This is a genomic window from Streptomyces sp. NPDC048255 (genome assembly GCF_040652415.1).
Taxonomy (GTDB): domain Bacteria; phylum Actinomycetota; class Actinomycetes; order Streptomycetales; family Streptomycetaceae; genus Streptomyces.
The window spans coordinates 1-1,119 of record NZ_JBEZMA010000158.1; the positions used below are offsets into that span (position 1 = coordinate 1).

Below are 1,119 nucleotides of genomic sequence, written 5' to 3' on the forward strand. Positions count from 1 at the left end.
GGTCGTGGAACAGGTCCGGCTCGGACAGGTAGTCGATCTGCTCGGGCTTGCGGATCCACCAAGTGACCGGGAAGCGGCGATTGGCCAGATGATCGAAGAAGGTCAGCTCCGGCAGCAGCCCTTCCACGCCGATCAGCTCCCAGCCGGTGTGCGCGCGCAGGGTGCGGTTGAGCTCGTCGAACTTGGGGATGCGGTCGGGCGTCATGTGCATGGCGCGCTGGGCGAGCAGGAACTCGTCGCTGGCGCGGCCCACCAGCACCTTCTGCTGGCGTTCGAACAACTGCGCCCACACCGCGTGGTCGTCGGCCGAATACGCGCTCCACGGCTGCTCGACCATGGCGGTGGTGTACACCGGCACGTAGCCCTTGTCGGTGAGCTGATGTTCGACGCGCTGCGGGGTGGTGTTCATACCGTCTCGCTCCTGGGCCGGCCCCGGATCGGGCTGGCTCGCATTTGGCTGGCCCGGAACGGGCCGACAAGACGACTTTAGCCGCGCTACGGCGCAATAGGCTTGCGTTGTTGCGCCAGAAACCCGATTTGGCGCAACATCCTTGCGTAAATTGCCCCGGAGCCGCCGAAAATGGCCACCATCGAATTGGACCGCACCGACATCGTCCTGCTCGCCGAACTGCAGCGCGACGGCCGCCTGACCAACGCCGAGCTGGCCGAGCGCGTGCACCTGTCGGCCTCGGCCTGCCTGCGCCGGGTGCAGCGGCTGGAGCGCGAGGGCGTGATCCGCGGCTACCGCGCCGAAGTCGACGCAGCGCGGCTGGGCCTGGGCCTGCAGGCCTTCGTACGGGTGCGCCTGGGCCGCCACGACAGCGAGGCGGTCGCGGCGTTCGCCGAGTTCGTCGGGGCCTGGGACGAGGTGGTGGCCTGTTATGCGCTGACCGGCGATATGGACTATCTGCTGCAGATCGTGGTGCGCGATCTGGAGCATCTCTCGCGCTTTTTGCTCGATCGCCTGCTCAATCAGGCGGGCGGTGCGGACATCAATTCCAGTTTGGTGCTGCGCACGGTGAAGGAGTTCAAGGCGTTGCCGTTGCCGGGGAAGTGAGGGGCGAGAGACGTTGCTCCCATGATGCTGCGATCCGATGCCCCTAAAGTCCCCCAAGCCCG

The 1,119-nt window shown here is 66.7% G+C and carries 2 protein-coding genes; one reads left to right on the plus strand and one right to left on the minus strand.

Annotated features, from left to right (window positions below; genetic code table 11):
• The coding region (locus AB0D94_RS37930) for a hypothetical protein (RefSeq protein ID WP_362062571.1) at nucleotides 1-409 on the minus strand (409 nt) is incomplete at its 3' end.
• Between the two features lie 171 nt (nucleotides 410-580).
• Between AB0D94_RS37930 and AB0D94_RS37935 the strand changes: the two genes are divergently transcribed.
• Entirely contained in the window at nucleotides 581-1,057 is a 477-nt protein-coding gene (locus tag AB0D94_RS37935; RefSeq protein ID WP_074871385.1) for an Lrp/AsnC family transcriptional regulator, read from the plus strand.
• Nucleotides 1,058-1,119: the final 62 nt, after the last annotated feature.